At 58.6% G+C, this 19,135-nt stretch carries 16 protein-coding genes; 8 read left to right on the forward strand and 8 right to left on the reverse strand.

Annotation, left to right across the window (positions count from 1 at the left end):
• Positions 1 to 346 precede the first annotated feature (346 nt).
• Positions 347 to 922 carry a hypothetical protein gene (locus tag AC3WN7_RS14985; protein ID WP_095966606.1) on the forward strand — a complete coding sequence of 192 codons (576 nt, stop codon included), beginning with the start codon at positions 347 to 349 and terminating at the stop codon, positions 920 to 922.
• 132 nt (positions 923 to 1,054) lie between these two features.
• Here AC3WN7_RS14985 and AC3WN7_RS14990 read toward each other — a convergent pair whose 3' ends face one another.
• The 5 genes from AC3WN7_RS14990 to AC3WN7_RS15010 all read right to left on the reverse strand — a co-directional run bounded on the left by AC3WN7_RS14990 (position 1,055) and on the right by AC3WN7_RS15010 (position 6,253).
• Complete coding sequence (locus tag AC3WN7_RS14990) at positions 1,055 to 1,513, reverse strand: glycine zipper 2TM domain-containing protein (protein ID WP_007976931.1); 459 nt, start codon at positions 1,511 to 1,513, stop codon at positions 1,055 to 1,057.
• Positions 1,514 to 1,527: 14 nt separating this feature from the next.
• The gene (locus AC3WN7_RS14995) at positions 1,528 to 1,956 is read right to left on the reverse strand and encodes a hypothetical protein (RefSeq protein WP_102675607.1); all 429 of its coding nucleotides are present in this window, start codon (positions 1,954 to 1,956) and stop codon (positions 1,528 to 1,530) included.
• A 28-nt stretch (positions 1,957 to 1,984) separates the two neighbouring features.
• On the reverse strand, positions 1,985 to 2,662 hold the full coding sequence (locus tag AC3WN7_RS15000) for a DUF3313 domain-containing protein (protein ID WP_102675606.1): 678 nt from the start codon (positions 2,660 to 2,662) through the stop codon (positions 1,985 to 1,987).
• A gap of 47 nt (positions 2,663 to 2,709) precedes the next feature.
• Positions 2,710 to 3,978, reverse strand: a complete 1,269-nt coding sequence (locus AC3WN7_RS15005; RefSeq protein ID WP_102675605.1) for an OmpP1/FadL family transporter — start codon at positions 3,976 to 3,978, stop codon at positions 2,710 to 2,712.
• 238 nt (positions 3,979 to 4,216) lie between these two features.
• Positions 4,217 to 6,253 (reverse strand): alkyl/aryl-sulfatase, encoded by a 2,037-nt coding sequence (locus AC3WN7_RS15010; protein WP_102675604.1) that lies wholly within the window; start codon positions 6,251 to 6,253, stop codon positions 4,217 to 4,219.
• Positions 6,254 to 6,406: 153 nt separating this feature from the next.
• On the opposite strand from AC3WN7_RS15010, the gene AC3WN7_RS15015 reads away from it, so the two are divergent.
• From AC3WN7_RS15015 to AC3WN7_RS15025, 3 genes are all read left to right on the forward strand, one after another.
• Positions 6,407 to 7,366, forward strand: coding sequence for a LysR family transcriptional regulator (locus AC3WN7_RS15015; protein WP_102675603.1), 960 nt, complete (start codon positions 6,407 to 6,409; stop codon positions 7,364 to 7,366).
• A gap of 165 nt (positions 7,367 to 7,531) precedes the next feature.
• A complete protein-coding gene (locus AC3WN7_RS15020) occupies positions 7,532 to 7,978 on the forward strand; it encodes a hypothetical protein (RefSeq protein ID WP_095966591.1) in 447 nt (148 codons plus the stop codon).
• A 282-nt stretch (positions 7,979 to 8,260) separates the two neighbouring features.
• Positions 8,261 to 9,973 (forward strand): arylsulfatase, encoded by a 1,713-nt coding sequence (locus AC3WN7_RS15025; RefSeq protein WP_173862164.1) that lies wholly within the window; start codon positions 8,261 to 8,263, stop codon positions 9,971 to 9,973.
• Between the two features lie 70 nt (positions 9,974 to 10,043).
• On the opposite strand, the gene AC3WN7_RS15030 is transcribed toward AC3WN7_RS15025, so the two are convergent.
• The gene (locus AC3WN7_RS15030; RefSeq protein WP_102675602.1) at positions 10,044 to 10,703 is read right to left on the reverse strand and encodes a MarC family protein; all 660 of its coding nucleotides are present in this window, start codon (positions 10,701 to 10,703) and stop codon (positions 10,044 to 10,046) included.
• A gap of 147 nt (positions 10,704 to 10,850) precedes the next feature.
• Complete coding sequence (locus AC3WN7_RS15035; RefSeq protein ID WP_102675601.1) at positions 10,851 to 12,437, reverse strand: GMC family oxidoreductase; 1,587 nt, start codon at positions 12,435 to 12,437, stop codon at positions 10,851 to 10,853.
• A 177-nt stretch (positions 12,438 to 12,614) separates the two neighbouring features.
• Between AC3WN7_RS15035 and AC3WN7_RS15040 the strand changes: the two genes are divergently transcribed.
• Positions 12,615 to 13,574: an AraC family transcriptional regulator gene (locus AC3WN7_RS15040; RefSeq protein WP_256585797.1), complete on the forward strand. Its 960-nt coding sequence runs from the start codon at positions 12,615 to 12,617 to the stop codon at positions 13,572 to 13,574.
• A 4-nt stretch (positions 13,575 to 13,578) separates the two neighbouring features.
• Here the strand turns inward: AC3WN7_RS15040 and AC3WN7_RS15045 are convergent, their stop codons facing one another.
• Positions 13,579 to 14,556 carry a LysR substrate-binding domain-containing protein gene (locus AC3WN7_RS15045; protein ID WP_256585796.1) on the reverse strand — a complete coding sequence of 326 codons (978 nt, stop codon included), beginning with the start codon at positions 14,554 to 14,556 and terminating at the stop codon, positions 13,579 to 13,581.
• A gap of 126 nt (positions 14,557 to 14,682) precedes the next feature.
• Between AC3WN7_RS15045 and AC3WN7_RS15050 the strand changes: the two genes are divergently transcribed.
• From AC3WN7_RS15050 to AC3WN7_RS15060, 3 genes are all read left to right on the forward strand, one after another.
• The gene (locus AC3WN7_RS15050) at positions 14,683 to 17,058 is read left to right on the forward strand and encodes a crotonase/enoyl-CoA hydratase family protein (RefSeq protein WP_102675599.1); all 2,376 of its coding nucleotides are present in this window, start codon (positions 14,683 to 14,685) and stop codon (positions 17,056 to 17,058) included.
• Positions 17,059 to 17,166: 108 nt separating this feature from the next.
• Positions 17,167 to 18,624, forward strand: a complete 1,458-nt coding sequence (locus AC3WN7_RS15055; RefSeq protein WP_102675598.1) for a coniferyl aldehyde dehydrogenase — start codon at positions 17,167 to 17,169, stop codon at positions 18,622 to 18,624.
• 54 nt (positions 18,625 to 18,678) lie between these two features.
• Positions 18,679 to 19,065 carry a tautomerase family protein gene (locus AC3WN7_RS15060; RefSeq protein ID WP_102675597.1) on the forward strand — a complete coding sequence of 129 codons (387 nt, stop codon included), beginning with the start codon at positions 18,679 to 18,681 and terminating at the stop codon, positions 19,063 to 19,065.
• Positions 19,066 to 19,135 lie beyond the last annotated feature (70 nt).

Consider the following 19,135-nt stretch of genomic DNA (forward strand, 5'->3'; position numbering starts at 1 on the left):
TCAACATCGCGGAGTTCGGGATCACCAGCGCGACGTTCGCTGCCAACGTGACCATCACGGCCAACGGGGCAGACACGATGGTAGGGATCGGGGCTGACACCATTCAGCTTGTCGGTGTCAACAGCGCGGCCGTTGATCAAACGGACTTCATCCTGGCCACTTGAGGTCCTGGCCAGTACTGTCGCAGGGAGCGTGGACCACGGAGGGGAGGGCAATGGATGCCCTCCCTTTTTCCTTCCACTCAATGACCCATCGGTAATCGGGGTGCCAGCAGCGTACTGGAGCTCAACAAAGCAGGCTGGAATTGAGCTGCGAAATCAAAAAATGGAAAAGGGGACACCAGGTCGTGAACATTTCTGCCATCTGCATCTTGAGCAGCCTACTGGTTTCGGCCGCGGCATCTGCTACCGGGGCCGCTTCGGTCTTCGACCTGGACTTCACCAGGTCAGCCATGGAAACGCTGGAAAAACTGGATATCAACGACGCTTGTATTATCTCCGTCTCAAGTCCTGCTGCGTTTACCTTTTGCCGAAAAGGATCGTCAACACTCTGGAAGTATCAGATGCTGGATCTGGAGCAACAGGCGGCGATCCAGATGGGGCAAAAGCGCTCTTCGACCGACTATCAGCGAATTACCGTTGTGCAACTCAACAGTGTTGCCTGTGAACAGGATCACCTTGCAACCTTGGCTAAACCGGCTATCAGGCGTGGGCTTGCCCTTGGCCTGATCACTCTGTTTCTGTTGGTTGGCCTGCGGTATACCTACCAGGCAATCAGGCATGGTTATTACGTACAGGTCGGTGTTGCGAAGCCCGGTTTGCAGCGATTGAGCGAATCCGGATTACCGCAAAATTCAACGGTCATGGCATTGGTCGCGTGGGGCATGGCGGCAGCAACGGCATTTGTCTACTTCGGCTTTTGAGTCTGGGGCGAAACGTATTCACTCAGCATGATAATGCTCGCATGAAAGGTGACGATCTTGCTGGTGCAGGTTCAATCCGGACCTGCAGCCATGATTTTCCGCCTATGGGGTTTACCGCTCAAGGCGAGGCCACTACCCACCCTGTGGCAGCACCCGGGCATTATTTCCCGAGCCTTCGATGTAAACGTTCATGCCTTTGCTCAGGGCCGGATTGATCGGCTGGGTCACCGATACCAGCACGCCACTTTTCACCCGCACGATGACCTGTTGCGCGGCGACCGGCTGATCGTACTTTTTCTTCTCTGCATAGTTACCGCCCACCGCACCGGCGAGTGCGCCGGCAACCATGGCGACGTCGCGCCCGGTGCCACTGCCGATCAGGCTACCGATGCCGAGACCGCCGAGACCACCAAGGACGGCGCCGACGCCACTGTCGTGATTGGTCTGCATCTGCGTCAGCGATATCTGCTCGATCTTGCCCGAGCGAATCTCCATTTCACCGGCACCACCATCGTTCGACCCCACGGCGGAACAGGCACTGATCAAGACAGTCGCCAACGTGACCGTCAGCCAGGACAGGATTGCTTTCATAGCTGTGCACCTCGTCATTGGTATTTGATGGCAATGCCTTTGAGCTTGCGGCCCTGGATCGTATCGATGTCGCGGTTCCACAGAGGACCGGTCACGTAAGCGGCGACGGGTTGGATCCGGTCATAAACCACCACCACCGCGTCTGCACCCAGTTTGGCGCCTTCTTCACGCAGCTTCTGTTCGACCTGGGTGATGGGAGGCGCGGGGTCGACACTGGCATCGATCAGGATTTCGCCCAAACGCACACTGGGGCGCGTCGGTTCCGTGCGTAATATCTGGACTTCGGCGGGTAGGGTCGGAGCAGGGTGCTCGACCCCGACGTAGGCGGTCGTCTGGGCATCCACCGTTGCGCAAGCGCTTAATGCAAGCGCGCTGGCGATGAGCGTTGCGGCGATTAAAGGTCTGTGCAAGTTTGTGAGTCGAAGTAATGTATGGGACGCCATGTCAGCTATTCCTCTACGGGGAAGTGATTCAACTGCGGATGAATGCCCAGAGATCGACGTTCAACTTGTCGATCGCCGCCTTGAAGTCCTGGGCGGTGATTTTCTGGGTTTCGTTGGACAACTGCTTGCCGAACACCTTGCGCACGACCCTGGCCACGGTCTGGTTGTCTTTCGCGTCGATGAGCTCGGCCTCGATGTACAGCTCGGTGTCCTGATCGCGGTGACCGGTGGCCGCCTGTGTCGCTCCGACGACAGCGGCGATGGGCACCACTTCATACCATTTCATGCCTTCGTTGGAGGCGCTCACGCCGGTAATCGCGGCGCGCAGGATCAAGGTTTTCGAACCTTTTGGCGCGGCACTCGTGTGGTGGACCATCCGGTATTTCTGCCCCAGCGTCGCCTTGACCCTGCTGCTCATGTAGTCCCGGATGTCATCGAGTGTCTGCTGGTTGACCCGCTCATCGGGTTTGGGCGCCGGATACAGTTCCAGTCGCTCGAACGCTACCGTGTCATAGGCATTGGGGTTCCACGATGGACTCACCCAGCGCATCGCCGTGCCGCCGCTGGGCGTGGTGACCTCCTGCAGGTTGTCGTAGTTGGACAGGTAGCCGGAGTACTGCGCCTGTTCAGTGACTTTGGAGGTGCAACCACCGAGCAGAAGCCCGGCCACGGCGGCACCGACAAGCAGGTTTCGGGACAGATTCATTTTGCTGTGTGCTCCTCGGATGAAGTCGCTTTGGTGTGGCATGACACTCAAAAGCGCCAGGTCATGTTTCCGCTCAGGGCTTGAATCCAGGCATTGTCGAATTGACCGGAAATTCGATTGCCCGAAACGTTTCTGGTCTGGTCCACCGGCATGTCGCCGAGCCAGACCATGGCCCAGCTGAGGTTGACGTCGGTGTCCTTGTCCAGCGCATAGGTGGCTCCTGTCGCAAGGCGCCAGGACTCGGCCATCGGTACGGTCACGGTGCGGTTGTGGTCCGACACGGCACTGCTGTCGTACGCCACGCCGACGTTCCACAGCCATTGCTCGGTGGCCTGGTATTGCGCCCCCAGGGACAGGTGCCAGGTGTCCTTGAAATGTGCGTCGACCGTGGTTGATTGGGCGCCGAGCGCCGTGGTGTCGACCTGCACCGCGATGTCGCCGAACTCTGACCAGTCCTGCCAGTTGACCGAAGCGAGCAAGGCCCATTGCCGGTCCAGTTGCTGGAACAGGCTCAGGGTGACGGTTTGCGGCACCTTCACATCGAGTTCGGTTTTGGTGTTGTTGACGCGCTCGAGCAGTCGGCCATCGCCATTCACGTCCAGCTTGTCCTCGAAGTCCAGATCGACCTGGCTGGTGTAGGTCAGGCCAATGCGCGTGCCGGCTTGCGGGGCGTAGATCACGCCGACATTTGCACCGAAGCCCCAATCCTGGTCCTTGTACTTGAATTGGCCGTCGGTGCGGTCGGTAAAGCCGAACGGCGAGCGGTCAATCGCGGTCTGGGCTTGCAGCATGCCGTACATGGCCTTGACGCCCAGACCCACCGACCATTGCTCGTTGAAGCGGTAAGCCACGCTGGGCACCAACGACAAACCACCGAGGCTGGCGTTCTGTGCGAAGTAGCGCCCGGACCAGTCGTTGTCATAATTGACCGCCAGACCGAAATCGGCGTATTGACCGAAGCCGACGCTCCAGTGGTCGTCCAGTTCATGGCTGATGAAAAAACTGCCGCCGGGGATCGGGTCGAGGGCATTGCCACTGCCGCTGCCCGGCACGTTGGTGTCGGCATCGCGGTCGAAGCTCAAATCGCCGTACAGCACCTGCAAGCCGGCGGTGATTTGCGTGCCGGGCAGGTAGCTCAGGCCCGCGGGGTTGCTGGCAATGGTCGAGGGGCCTTGGGCGCGGGCAGCGGCACCGGCATTGGCCAGGCCAGCGTTATCGGTGCCGATTTCGTAAAGCATGAGGCCGCCGGCCCAGGCTTGCTGGCTGCATAGGGCCAATAACGTTAAGGCAGGTATTGCTCCTGATCTGGTTTGCATGGATTAGATCCCGGCAAGTGTACATTTTCGAAATAAGGGTAATAACAATCGTCGAGAAACTTTAACTGCATTGAACCAGCACGGGTCGATCACACATAAGTGGTAGTTCATATTCTCGATTTTGGAAGGAACAACTTGTGAATAGCGCCATCCATGCTCGTTATTGTTTATTCAGGGTCGCGAAGTAGAGCGCCACAGCGCTTCACCCCGGTGCAGGATGAAGCGCAGCCCTTGTTGATTACTGTTGGGTGCCTGGCAGTAGTTCAAAGGTCGGGGTAAACGGGGTGATCGCCGCCATCAACAGTTCGAACGGTTTACGATCGCCCTCGAAAGTGGCTTTGCCGGCTGCAACAAGTTGATCAAAGCTGGTTTTCCTGGCCATCACACCTTCAAGGTCAGCACGGTCAAGCGTGATGGTGAGGTCGGGTTTGCCGGCTTGCTGCCCCTTGATATTGGTCAGTGTCGAGTTGCTCAACTCCACAACAAATTGCTCGCCGTTATCGGGTGTCTTGAGGTTGAAGATGAAGTGCTGGTTCGCGACTTTGCTGCTATCCAGGGCAATGCCCAGGTACTCCAGCCATAACTCGGTGCTCATGCCGCGGATCATGTCCGCACCACCCGTTTTTGGCGGCACGCCCTTGGGCATGCCATGGCGCAGTTCATACGCGGCCGAGAGGAAACTATTGCGCACGCCGGCACTTTCCTTCTGATAACCGACTTGCTCATAGACATCCGCGAGCAAGTCCTTGGCCTTGCTGTTCTGCGGTTCGGCATACACCAGCTTGTTGAGGATTTCATAGGCTTCGCGGTACTTGCCCTGATCGAACAAGGACTTGCCCTTGGCCATGATCTTGTCGGCGCCTCCCATCATTTCCACATACAAGGGTGCCGAATCCTTTGGAGACAATGGCATCAGCGTCGCCGGATTGGCATCCCAGTAACCCAGGTAGCGGTTGATCACGGCGCGACTGTTGTGCTCTTCCGAGCCGTGGTAGCTATGGGTCGCCCAGTTGTTTTTCAGGCTTTCGGGCAATTTGTAGACGTTTTGAATCTCGTTGATGGTGACGCCCTGGTTGGCGGCATGCAGCACGGCGTTGTTCAGGTTGGCATAGGCATCACGTTGCGCGCGCATCACATCCTGAATCCGCTCATTGCCCCAGCGTGGCCAACTGTGGGAGGCGAACATGACGTCTGCCGTCTGACCGTAGCGATACAGGGCATTGTTGATGTTCTTCGACCAGACCAGCGGGTCGCGGACGAGGGCGCCGCGCAGGGTATAGATGTTATGGATGGTGCCGGTGATGTTCTCGGCTGCCCAGAAGGCCTTGAATTGTGGAAACCAGGTGTTCATCTCTGCGGGCGCTTCAGTGCCTGGCGTACTCTGGAACTCCATCTCCACACCGTCGATGGTCAGAGTCTCGAAATCTTTGGTAATAAAGCGATTAGGTTCGATCAGGCCCATGTTGCCACTGGAAGCGTTTTTACCAATGGCCATGTCGACATGACCATAGGGGCTGTGCGGCAACAGCAAGCCATATTGCAAGAACGCCCGCCGGTTCATGGCGTTGCCGGCGTAGACGTTTTCAGCCACGGCATGCTCCATGAAACCTTGCGGCGCAATCAGCGGGATCTTGCCGCTGCGGACATCGGCCTCGTCGACCACGCCGCGGATTCCGCCAAAGTGATCGGCATGGGAGTGGGAGATCACCACCGCCACGACCGGGCGCTTGCCCAGTTTTTCGTTGATGAAGTCCAGGGCGGCCCTGGCGGTTTCCTTCGACAGCAGCGTGTCGAAGACAATCCAGCCGGTGTCGCCCTTGATGAACGTGATATTGGCCAGGTCAAACCCGCGCACCTGATAAATCTTGTCCGGAACGACTTCATAGAGGCCATAGGCCGTGTTGAGCACCGCCTGACGCTGCAGCGACGGATTGATGCTGTCGTAATCCTTGCCTTCATTCAGGAAGTTGTAGCTCCCCATGTTCCACGCGACGTTCCCGGCGTCGGCCATGATCTTCTTGTAGGGCGGTGCGGCGATGAAGCCTTTTTTCGCTTCTTCAAGGTCGCGCTTGTCTGCAAAGGGGAGTGTCTTGCGCACAGTGTTCTGCAGGTCGACCGTGTAGGACGAAGGCGCCTTGCCCTTGCTGTCGAAGTGCACGTTTTGCGATGGAGCCGGATCGGAAGCTGTGCCGTTTGCATCGGCAGCGAAAACGCAAGGGCTGATGCCACCGCCAAGTGTGATCGCCAGTGCCAGATGGAGGGTCTTGTTGTACATGAAAGGTTCCTGCGCCAGATGAAGTGTCCAAGGGCGTCAAGGCAACGCGAGTGTTCTGCGTTCTCGGCTTGACCCGTCGAACCATGAATAGCATATTGAGTTAATTCCGAAAAATTCCGTTTTAAAGGCTTTCGATAACATAAAGGTTATGAAATGACGCCGAACCGTCTACGTCAGTTTTTGGCATTGATCGAGCACGCACACTTTGGCCGGGCCGCGAAGGCTCTGGGTGTTTCCCAACCGGCGCTGAGCAAAAGCATCCAGATGCTGGAGCGCGAACTCGGGGTCACGTTGTTCGATCGACGCACCGATGGCGTTGTATTGACTGCATTTGGTCATTTGCTTCGGGAGAAAAGTCAGCGCCTGCTGGTGGCAGAACAGGATCTGCGGCGTGACATTGCCTTGCTGGCGGGCGGGGATATCGGCGCACTGAAAGTCGCTTTCGGTCCTTACCCCAGCATCATCAGCGGCTACGCCGGCATCGCGCGGATGCATGCCCGGCATCCGCAAATCAAGGTGACGGCCCATGTGGCCGGGTGGCGGGAGGTGGCGCATCAGGTCACAACTGGCGTGGTGGATCTGGGCATCGCTGAAATCAGTACGTTGCAAGGCCGGGAAGAGCTCACCTGCGAACTGTTGGGGGAGCATGAAGGCCGCCTGTTCTGTCGCCCGGACCATCCGCTGCTTGGGCAAGACCGTCCTCTGACATTGGCACAAACACTTGATTACCCCTGGGTGGCCTCGCGCATTCCCTTGCGATTGGCGACCCACTTGCTTCCGGCAACGCTGGGTTGCGCCGGTGCCTATGATCCGCTGAGCGGAGACTTCGTACCGGCCATCGAAATTGATGTCCCCATGCAAATCGTGAAGTTCGTCGAGAACAGCAACGCCCTGGCGCTGGGGAATCTGTCGACGTTCGAGCGCGAATTGTCGGCGGGAGAAATCGCGCCGTTACCCGTTCAGGACCTCGCACTGCGTACCCGGTACGGCTTCATTTACCTCAAGGAGCGTTCGCTGCCACCCGCGGTAGAGGTGTTCATGAAAGAAGTGAGGGCAGTGGAGGCCGACGTTTGCCAGCGCGAAAGTCTGTTGGTCAAGATCATGGAGGCGTGAACGCCAGGGACAGATGACACTGTCAGCGTTTCTTCTATTTTTTTGCCTGATCGCCGGGTGACAGGTGCGAAGTTTTCCAATGCGGATTTATTGAGGTACAGCCCATTTATTAATGAGCTATACCCAATGTTCCCCCATGCACTTCTTCCACTTTTGGAGGTTGTTATGAATACCCGCATCGTTCCACTCGCGCTACTCATGGCAGGTCTTTTCGGTTGCAGCACGGCTTCGAACCACTCAATGAATCTGCCTCTGGCGGCCACCCACCGCAATGCGGGCCAGACGGGCAACGCCACCCTGACAGCCGAAGGCAGCCAGACCAATTTTGATTTCTATATCACTGGCGTTCCGACCGGAACCCTCCTGCCGCCGCGCATTTACACCTTCATCAACAAAGGCAGCTGTCAGCAACCCGGCCCTGTCGCCTATGCGATGAACGATAAGGTCAATACAAAAAATGAAGCCGGGTCCAACGGTTGGAGCTTTTACCGTAATGCGCCTATCGCAACGTCAGAGTTGCTTTCCGGACAATATTCCATCGTCGTGCGTACAGCACCTGAAGATGGCAGCGTCGATATTTTCTGCGGCGATGTCGCGCAGGTAAAGCGATGAAATGATGTGATCCATGAAGGGGCGGCTTTGTGGCCGGCTCCTTGTAAATGCGCGTCTATACTCACCATCCGGTTAGTGGTAGGGCTGAATTCTGGGTATGCAAATGACTGGAGCCAAACACCATTGCGGTCAAAGCTCAACATATTTAAGGAAGCCGCACCCGTGACGGATGACCGTCAGCATTAAGGATGGGGCAGTTGAAGTTTTTGAGCCTTGAGAGATGAGAGCACGACGTATCCGAGATGGGTAGTTATGTGAATCAACTGGAAGAGGATCAAGTTCATGAAACTGAGAAAACTTGTACTGACGGGACTGGCGTTAAGCAGTCTTGCCGGTACTGCCAGCCTGTCGACAGTGACTCAAGCGGCCGACAAGAAACCCAACATCATGTTCATCATGGCCGATGACATCGGCTGGATGCAGCCGAGCATCTATCACCAGGGCCTGGCGGTGGGTGAAACGCCGAATATCGATCGCATCGCCCAGGAAGGTGCGAAATTCATGACCTACTACGCCGAGCAGAGTTGTACGGCGGGGCGCAATGCTTTTTTTACCGGGATGCACCCGCTGCGAACCGGCATGATCCCACCGCAATTGCCCGGCAGCCCGTCATGGCTGCGTCCTGGCACACCAGCGCTGTCCAAATTTTTGCTGGATCTGGGCTATACCACCGGTGAGTTCGGCAAGAACCACTTGGGCGACAACTTCGAAGCGCTGCCGACATCCCACGGCTTCCAGGAATTCTGGGGTTACCTCTATCACCTCGATGCAATGCAGGGCGTGAGTTTTGTCGATATCAACAAGACGCCGCAGGTGCAGGGCATCGCCCCACCGTGCAAGGCCACGCCGATCAACGGGCTGCCGGACGTGCCTGGCGCCATCGACCCGCGGGAAGGCACATGCCTGACGCCACCTCGTCCGGTCATGTCCTGCGTCTCCAGCGACGGTACGCAAAAGAACACCACGTGCAAGGACGAAGGGCCGCTGACGCTGGAACGCTCGAAGTCCGTGGATGAAGAAATCTCCGCCAAGGTCATCGACTTCCTCGACCGCAACGATCCGAAGAAGACCAGTAAACCCTTCTTCGTCTGGTACAACCCGGCACGCATGCACATCACCACGGTGCTGCCACCCAAGTATGACGCCATGGTCGGAGAGCCCGGCGGAAAAGACTGGGGCACCAACGAAGCAGGCATGAAGCAACTGGATGACAATATTGGTTATGTCCTGAAGAAACTCGAGGACATGGGCCAACTGGACAACACCATTGTCGTCTTCACCACCGACAACGGTGCGGAAACCATTACCTTCCCGGATGGCGGTACAACCCCGTTCAAAGGCGGCAAGTTGACCACCTGGGAGGGTGGCATGCGCGCTCCGCTGGTCATTCGCTGGCCCGGGATGATCAAGCCTGGCACGGTCCTGACCGATATCTTCGCCTCGCTCGACTGGGTACCGACCCTGGTCAATATCGCTGGCGGCAAGAAGGGTAATGAGCTCAATGAGCAGATCATGGCGGGCAATTACCCCGGCATCGTCAAGACCAAGCTCGATGGCGTGGATCAAACCGACTACCTGACCGGCAAGTCCGACAAGTCGGCGCGCGACACCTTCTTCTACTACACCGGCTCGCAACCTTCGGCGGTGCGCTACAAGAACTGGAAGATGTACTACACCATGGTGCCGGATACCGCGACGGGCGGGTTGTATGGCGCGACCACTTTCCACTGGACCCAACTGCTCAACCTTAAGCGCGACCCTTTTGAAACAACGGTCGGTGCCGACGCCAAGTCCATCACCGGCTATGGCGGTGCCCTGGGCTCACCGGGTAACGCCTATATCTACAACTGGAACATGCTGCCGATCGGACAGTTGCTCTGGGAGAAGGAGTTGATGTCGTACAAGGACTTCCCGCCCATGCAGGCACCGGAAACCTACAACCTGGACGGCATTCTCAAAGCCATGCGGCAGAGTGGTCATAACGGACACGATTGACGCCGTGACTGATCAGCCGTGCGGGCGCCCCAAACAGGCGCCCGTTTTTTTGCATGAGCGCTTTGCAGTTCTACTTCGCTACACCGTTGAGTAACACCCCATACGACTGAAGGAACTCCACCGTCCCGTGAAAGATCAGCCCCACGCCCATCGCCGAAACGAAGAAACCGACGATGCGGGTCGCGGCATCGATGCCTTGCGGGCCAATCTTCTTGAGGATGTTGTTGGCGTAGGCCAAAGAGAGGTAAGTGACCAGCATGGTGGCGCAGATCGCCAGCGCCACGACGGCGAAGGACAGTACGGCGCGGTCGGAGTCCTTGATGGTGCTGGTCAGGCCAATCACCGTGGCAATGGCCCCGGGGCCGAACATGATCGGCATGGCCATGGGGATGAAAGCTACGTCCTCGTCGCCTTTGCCACCGCTTGGAATCAGGCTGCTGTCGGGCGAGGGCGCAAAAAGTTCGAACCCGATTCGCATCAGGATCACCCCGCCGACCACCCGAATCATACTCAGCGGAACTTCAAACAAACGCAGCAGCAGGTTGCCGAAAATCAAAAAGAAAAACATCAACAGCAATGCATAAAGACAGGCTTTGCGTGCAACGCGGCGCTGTTCGACAGAGTCTTTGCCCTGCAGCAGACCCAGGAATACCGGAATGGCCTCCAGTGGGTTGATGATTGCCAGCAGGGTAGTGAACATACCGAAGAACAGGGTGAGGTATGAGTTCATTGCTGATCTGCCCAAACGGGTGGTTGACCAAGTTACCTTAGCTGATCAGGAACAAATCACCTCAATCCACTGCCGCACTGTCCGGAACCTGTGTACCGAAACCGCTGACCTCCGGCCACAACGCCGAAGGTCGATTCGACGGCAGGATCACCTGCTGGCGGACACCCAGTCCGCCGCGCGTTCGGCGATCATGATTGAAGCGGCGTTGGTGTTGCCGCCCACCAGCGTCGGCATGATCGAGGCATCCACCACCCGCAGCCCCTCGATGCCGTGCACGCGCAATTGGCTGTCCACCACCGCATGTTCGTCGTTGCCCATCTTGCAGGTACCGACCGGGTGATAAATGGTGTCGGTACGCTGGCGCAACAGCTCGATCAGCTGTTCGTCGCCGTACAAGCCCTCGCTGAACATATCCTTCAAGCCATAACGCGCCATCGGCGCTTGTTGAATGATGTTTCGGGTCATGCGGTACCCCGTGAGCAGGGTCTCGACATCTTCGTCATGCCCGAGAATGTTCGGGTCGATGCGCGGTGGGGCACTCGGGTCGTTTGATTGCAAGCCGACGCTGCCGATGCTCTTGGGCCGCAACACGCAGACGTGGCAACTGAAGCCGTGGCCCCAGTGCAGCTTGCGGTTGTGGTCGTCGATCATCGCGATCACCGAATGCAGCTGGATATCCGGGCGTGCAAGTTTGGCATCGGTTTTCAGGAAGCCGCCACCTTCGGCGAAGTTGCTCACAAAAGGGCCGCGCCGATGACGGGCATAGTCGATCAAGGCCTTGCCCATCTTCACACTGCCGCGCAGTGAGACACCCATCAATGACGTATCCTGACTCCTGTAGCTGAGCACGACATCCGGATGGTCCTGCAGGTTTTGCCCGACACCGGGCAGTTCGTGCTGCACCGTGATGCCTTGGGGCTTGAGTTCCTCTTGCGGGCCAATCCCCGAGAGCATCAGCAATTGTGGGCTGCCGAAACAACCGGCACTGAGCAGGACTTCCCGGCGTGCTTTTATGGTCTGGCGATTGCCCTTGAGGCGCAGCTCGACACCGACGGCTTTTTTGCCTTCGAGCACAATGCGTTCGGCAGCGGCCGACGTCAGCACCGTGAGGTTCTTGCGGATGTGTCGAACCGGTTTGAGGAACGCGGTGGCCGTGCTCCAGCGCCGACCGTTGCGGATCGTCACATCGAACTGGCCGACGCCTTCCTGGTCGACGCCATTAAAGTCGGGATTGTGGCGGTGTCCGGCCATCTGCCCCGCCTCGATGAAAGCTTGCGTGACGGGATGCATCGGGTTCCTGCCGACATAGAGTTCGCCTTGCGCCCCGTGGTAGTCGCATGCGCCGCGGTGACTCATTTCACTCTTGCGAAAGTACGGCAGTACATCGGCGAACGACCAGCCGGGATTGCCCAGCGCCTGCCAATCGTCGAAGTCACCATGGTGGCCACGGATGTACACCATGCCGTTGATCGAACTGCTTCCGCCCAGCACCTTGCCGCGTGGCTGGTAGCCGCGACGTCCGTTCAAGCCGGGCTGCGGTACCGTGTGAAATGCCCAGTTGACGTGTCGGCTCGGCAGGATCGCCGCGACGCCCACCGGGGCATGGATCAATGGCGAGCGGTCTTCCGGACCGGCCTCCAGCAAACATACCGTGATCTCGGGATTTGCACTCAAGCGGTTGGCCAGGACACAGCCGGCTGAACCGGCACCAATGATTACGTAGTCGAATTCCATCACACAATGATCCCGAGCGAGCGAACAGGGGCTGCTTCACCAGGAAGCAACAAAGGTACCTGGGACCGATTGTTGGCTGAAGGCGCTAGAAAATTATTGACCTCTCATGCCAATTATTTGATCTTTGACGACATGACTACATTGATCAGAACAAGCTCGTTGACCGGATTCCGTGAGGTGGCAAGCCAGCTTGGCGGGCAAGCCGACCTCATGCTCGAGCGCTTCCGCATCCATCCGGACGTGCTGATGGACGAGGAAGCACGGGTACCGTTGCGTTCGCTGGTAGGGTTGCTGGAGTTTGCCGCACGAGAGCTCGATTGCCCTGATTTTGGCCTGCGCATGGCCGAGTACCAGGACTTGCACGTCCTGGGGCCGATTGCGGTCATCGCTCGAACGTGCGCAACGGCGGGGGAGGCGTTGGAGCAAATCATCCGTTTTATCGGCTACCACAGCCCGGGCATCCAGCTTGATCTGGACCTGAGCGAGAACCACGCGCCGCGCCTGTTGATCGACATCCGCCTGTCCGGACCGACCCCGCGACGGCAAATGGTGGAGCTGGCAATGGGGGTGGCGCATAACGGCATGAAGTTGCTGTATGGCGACAACTTCGTTGCCCAGGCCGTTCTGTTTTCCGCCCATCACTCAGTGGCTCAAGCACGGTACCGGCGCTTTTTCAAAACCGCGGTGTGCACCGGTCAATCCTGCAACGCCCTGGTACTTCGTGACGAACAACTCAATCAGCGGATTGAACAGCAAGCCCCCTACCTGCATCGCGCACTGGAACAGTATTTCCAGCAGTTCGACTTGCAAGCGACGTCGGATGTTGTCAGTCAGGTCGAGCGCCTGGTCTTGCGCATGATGCCGATACAGCGTTGCCGTTTGCCATTGATTGCCGAGCAACTGGGCATGCACGTGCGTATGTTGCAGCGAAGGCTGGCCGAGCAGGGGAGAAGCTTCGATGAAATCGTCGAGCGCCTGCGGCGTGACCGTGCCGATCACTATCTGGCGGAGCGGCACATGCCGATGTCCCAGGTTGCCGGTCTGCTCGGCTATAGCGAACAGAGCGTGTTCAATCGCGCTTGCCAGCGCTGGTTTTCCATGTCGCCGGGAGCCAGGCGTCGTCAGTTGTTCGAATGAAAGGTTATCGATCTTCGCGCGGGACCTGATGGCTGGCGACATCGAGGCCGTCGCCGAAATGGCCGCTGTTGCGAATCACAGCCTTCAGCCAGCGCCGCAGCCGCAAGACTTTGGGAGACATCTCATTGCCATTGAGACACAGCAAGCGGTAGGCCGACACTCGCTCCAGCTTCTCCTTGAAAGGCAGGACCAATTGGCCATTCTTCAGGTGCTTTTCGATAAGCCCCAGCGGAGCCATCATCAATCCGTGACCGTCAATGGCCGCCTGCAGGCCATCACTCAGGCTTTCAAAAAGCAGCTCACGCTGTGGCGGGATGTCCATGCGTCCGGCGGCTTGATTCCAAAGCGTCCAGATGCCAGGTGCCTGGGCTAGCGTAATGCGAGGGATACTCTCGATACGCTCCCCGGCAACGAGTCTTGCCGCTATTTGCGGTGCACAGACAGGCGCACCGGAGACATCCGCCAGTTTTTCGGAAAATACGTTGAATCGGGTTTGCGTGGTGTGGCGAATGGCGATGTCCAGCTCGCGGGCTTCCAGATCGGCCACTCTGGATGAAAATTCCATATGCACGGTGATATCCGGGTTCTCATGCTCGAACTGCGCCATGCCCGCACTCAGGTAGGTCGCCGCGAAACTGGGCGCCACACTGATGCGTAAAGGGCTGGTGTCACTGGCTTGCTTGACCGCCTGAAGCCCGATAGAGATCTCGGCCAGCCCCCGGCTGACGTGCAGCTGCAGCTTGCGACCGCTTTCGGTCAGTTCGATTTGCCGATTGCGTCGAACAAAAAGCGCCACACCCAATACGCCTTCCAGCCTTCGTACCTGGTGACTGATTGCCGAAGGCGTCAGGTGCAGGAACGTCGCGGCCTCTTGAAAGGAGCCCAGCCGCGCAGCCGCTTCAAAAGCATTGAGCGCGGGCAGCTGTCGCACGCTCTCCGTAGGGATGAGGATCTTCTTTTCACGTGACATTTTGTCATCCAAGTAAAACCAATGTCGTTTGTCGAGCTCACGACCCCGCTCGTACTGTTGTTCACGAGATCGATGATCCGAGGCGCACCCAAGCGCCCCGGAACACGCGATGACCAATACCACGAGCGGGGTAAAAACATGAATTCATTTCTGTTGCAAAGGCCATTGGAAGTGCCAGTCGGGTCCTTCGCCGGGCTATTCCTGGAGCGAATCCAACGCTACGCAGACAACCCGGCGCTGATCGACGGGCTGAGCGGTGAACAACTGACCTATGCCGAACTGTCCCGGCATGTGCGTGTGCTTGCCGGCAATCTGATAGAGCGCGGTCTGGAGCCTGGGGAGGTCACCGCCATCATCGCGCCGAACAGCGTCTGGTTCCCGGTGGCTCTGTACGGTATAGCCTTCGCCGGCGGCGTGTACTCCACACTCAATCCCATGTCCTCACCAGAGGACGTGCGAGAACTCCTCAAGCTGGTGGGGGCCACGCGTGTGATCGTCACCCCGCAAGTCTTCGAAAGGCTACGTGACACCCTGTCCACATTGCAGCTCAAAGAAATTTTCGTGCTGGGTGAGTCCGCGGGCCTCACGCCGTTTGCCTCGTTGCTGGTGGGCAAGCCTCTGGCCGAAGAGCGCTGCCGTGATCTGCAAAAAGACCTGTTGGCCCTGATGTTCTCCAGTGGCACCAGCGGCTTCCCCAAGGCGGTGATGCTCAGCAATCGCAACTACGTTGCGGCGACCGAACAGGTGACCGCCGCCCAGGTTTTCCGCAAGTCCGACACCATCCTGGCGGCGCTGCCGTTCTTCCATATCTATGGACAGACCAGCTTCATAGGCTCGGCGCTTTCTCAGGGCGCGCGCTTGATCGTGCTGCCCGCTCTCGACCTGGAAGTGACTTTGCGCGTGATTCAGGACTACAAAATCACAGTCGCTCCGGTCGTTGCTCCCGTTGTGTTGCAGTTTGCCAGGCATCCTTTGGTCGATCACTTCGACCTGTCGAGCCTGCGCCTGGCCATCTCCGGTGCCTCGCCCATCAGTGCCGACCTGCTGAAGAGCGCCGCCGATCGATTGAAAGTACCGGTGCTCAACGGCTGGGGCCTTACCGAATCAACCACCACCGGCGCTGTTTCCGAGCCAGGCATGCCGAAAGAGGCCGAAGGTTCGGTCGGCCGGGTGATGCATGGCATTGAGGTGCGGGTCGTGGAAATCGGCGGCAGCCAGGACGTGGCGCCAGGTGCGGATGGCGAGCTGCTGATACGCGGTCCCAACGTGATGCTCGGCTACTTCAACAATCCGGCGGCAACCGCCGAAACGATCGATGCGCAGGGCTGGCTGCGAACCGGAGATGTCGGCCGGTTCGATGAGCACGGCAATCTGCGAATCATCGACCGCGCCAAAGAGTTCATCAAGTTCAAAGGCTTCCAGATCAGCCCGGTCGAACTCGAAAGTGTGTTGTTGATGCACCCCGCGGTGGCGGATGCCGGCGTCGTGCCCAGCCCTGACACCGAATCCGGTGAGGTGCCCAAAGCCTTCGTTGTGCTGCGCTCACCTGTGACCGAAGCCGAACTGATCGACTTCGTCGCACAGCGTGTTACCCCCTACAAGAAACTGCGCGACATCGAATTCATCGACGCCATTCCGAAGAACCCGGCAGGGAAAATCCTGCGGCGGATCCTGGTACTGCGCGAGCGCGAAAAACGCGAAACCCATGCCGCGTCCGGCGACCGCCTTGAGGATCGGGTGGTCATCACGCGCCACGGTAATGTGCTGTCGATCTGCCTGGACCGTCCGCGCAAGATGAATGCCTTCGACCGCGACATGTTCATCGGCCTGGCCAAGGCCATGGCGATCTACGAAGACGATCCAGGCCTGCGTTGTGCGGTGTTGCATGCCAATGGCCTGGTCTTCACCTCGGGCATGGACATCGTCAGCACTGCGCCTCTCGCCGCACGGGGAGAGTTGCGTATCGGTGATCCATCGTTGGTGGATATGCTCGAAATCGACCCGGCCGTTCGCCGCCGGAGCAAACCGGTGGTCCTTGCCGTTCATGGCAAGTGCATGAACCTGGGGGTGGAGCTGGCGGCAGCGGCGGATATCGTTATCGCCGCGCAAGATGTCACGTTCATTCAACGCGAGGTGGCAGTCGGGTTGTTCCCGTTCGGGGGTGCCACCGTGTTTTTGCCGGCAAAAATCGGTCTCGGTAACGCGCTTCGCTACATCCTGACGGCGGAGGAGTTCGATGCTCAGTCCGCTTGCCGGATGGGGCTGGTGCAAGAGGTCGTACCGCAGAGCCAGCTGATGACGCGCGCCTTCGAGACCGCACGGCTGATTGCGCAGAACTCACCGTCCGGTGTTAAAGCCGCGCTTGCGTCGGTGCGCCTGGCCCGTGAAAAAGGCCCCGAGGCGGCGCTTGCAACACTGCTAAGTGAAGTCGCCCGGTTGACCGGCGCAGAAGACTTCAAGGAAGGCGCTGCAGCCTTCCTGGAAAAACGAGCACCGAACTTCAAGGACGCGTGAGCGCCACACCTGAGGCATTGAATCCTTTGCAATAGAAGGGGGGCGGCTGCGCGACAAACGTAGCCAAACCCATTTGCCGCCTTTCAATCACTACACAAGGACCTCGGCATGAGTGCCCTGAATATTGCCCAGCCCATCGTTCCTCCCGCCATGCAATCCTGCTTCGAGCACCAACGCGCCGCCTACCTCGCCACGCCCGAGCGCAGCTATGCCCAGCGCGTGGAAGACCTCAAGAAGTTGGCGCGGATGCTGAAAGACAACCGCCAGGCACTGATCGAAGCGATCAACCAGGACTACGGCAACCGCTCCACCTTCGAGACACTGTTCGCCGAGTTTTTCGTCGTGCTGGGAGATATCAAGTCCACCATCAAGCACTTGAAGAAGTGGATGAAACCGCAGAAACGCCACATCGATCTGATGGTTTACCCCACCTCCAGCAACCGTGTCATTCCCCAGCCGCTGGGCGTGGTCGGCGTGATCGTACCCTGGAACTTTCCGCTGCTGCTGTCCTTCGGGCCACTCACCGCCATCTTCGCCGCCGGCAACCGGGCGATGGTCAAGATGTCGGAAAACTCGAACAATCTGACGCGTCTTCTGATGTCCATCACACCGAAATACTTCCCGCCGCAACAGCTTCAGTTCTTCGAAGACCGCGGCGCCAATGGTTCGGTGGGCCCGGCTTTTTCCTCGATCTCCTTCGACCATCTCTTCTTCACGGGCTCGGGTCAGACCGGCCGCGCTGTGATGGCGAATGCTGCGCGCAACCTGACCCCGGTGACGCTGGAGTTGGGCGGAAAATCACCCGCCGTGGTCGCGCCGGATTTCCCGATGACCCTGGCCGTCGATCGCATCATGTGGAGCAAGGCCTTCAACGCGGGCCAGATCTGCACCAACGTCGACTATGTCTTCATTCCCGCCGGCTCCGAGGCGGACTTCGAACGCGAAGCCCAGCGGGTCATAGCCGAGCGCTACCCCGACATCAATCATGCCGATTACACGTCCATGATCGACCAGCGCGCCTATGACCGCATGCAGGCCACGCTGGATGACGCTGTGGCCAAGGGCGCGCGGGTGGTCAATCTTTTCCCCGGCCAGACGCCGGACAAGACCCAGCGAAAATTCCCGCTGACCCTGGTATTCGACGTCAGCGACGACATGGTCATCATGCAGCGCGAGATCTTCGGCCCGCTGCTGCCGGTCAAGACCTATACCACTCGCGAAGAAGTGGCTGGTTACGTCAACAAGCACGACAGGCCCCTGGCGCTGTATCCCTTCACCAGGGACCGCGCCCTGCAGGACTACTACGTGACCCATATCATGTCGGGCGGCGTGTGCATCAACACCGCGCTGCTGCACGTGTCTCAGCACGACATGCCCTTCGGCGGCGTCGGCGCCAGCGGTATGGGCCATTACCACGGTTACGAAGGCTTTCAGACCTTTTCCAAAATGCGCCCCGTCTATCGTCAGGGCTTCTTCGCGGCCACCAGGATGATGCTGCCGCCCTACGACAAAGGACCGCTCAAGCCCAACAAGCTGATCGAACTGATCATCAAGCTGAAGGGCTGAAGCGGTAAGCCCTGTGTACCTGACTGTTGCATAACGTCTTCAAAGGAGTTTTCCATGCCCCTCTATGAATGCCAGACCGTCAAGGGAACGCTCAGCGAGCGTCAACGCCAATCGCTGGCCGAGTCCATCACATCCATTCACACCCAGGAGACGGGCGCGCCGGCCAGCTATGTGCACGTGCTGTTCAAGGAGCTTGAAGCGGGAAGCGCATTCACCGCCGGCCAAGTCGCGACCCCCGCGATAATTCGCGGCCAGATACGTGCGGGACGACCACAAGCGACGCGCCACGCCATCCTGCGCGCAATCACCGACGTTTACATGGCAGTCACCGGGGCCGATGCGAATGCTGTGGTGGTGGCAGTGGTCGACATTCCCGCTTCATGGGCCATGGAAGGCGGTCATATTTTCCCGGAACCGGAACAGCCTCCTGAAGTGGCCTGACACGCTTCGCTGCGACGAAAACATTTGCGCATTTTTTGACGGCCGACAACTTTGCGATCGCCGTACGCGC

This window comes from Pseudomonas sp. FW305-70 (genome assembly GCF_058783925.1).